At 37.5% G+C, this 269-nt stretch carries 1 protein-coding gene; it reads right to left on the reverse strand.

All coding sequences use genetic code 11. The annotated features are described in order from the left end of the window. Nucleotides 1-269, reverse strand: a 269-nt coding sequence (locus tag AB4486_RS28345; RefSeq protein WP_372120159.1) for a hypothetical protein, incomplete at both ends; no start/stop codon positions are given.

Consider the following 269-nt stretch of genomic DNA (forward strand, 5'->3'; position numbering starts at 1 on the left):
ACATACAGCAAACTCATAAGGTTTAGATTTGACAACAAAGCTACCAACCAACCCCGAACTTGCGGAATCAGGCTGTTCATAAATAGGACACCCTTCAATTTCAGAACAATCAAAGCTAGGATCATTGATAACTACATTAACTTGCCCAACATTGCTCCAATTTACTTCAGTTATAGCACCACCATTATCAAAATTTAGATCTGTAACTGAGAAGTCATCAAGTGATCCATCTTCAGGGGTAGGCATTTCAAGAAAGTAATCTTTAGAAG

Origin of the sequence: Vibrio sp. 10N.222.55.C6, assembly GCF_041473395.1 — a bacterium.
GTDB lineage: Bacteria > Pseudomonadota > Gammaproteobacteria > Enterobacterales > Vibrionaceae > Vibrio > Vibrio crassostreae_C.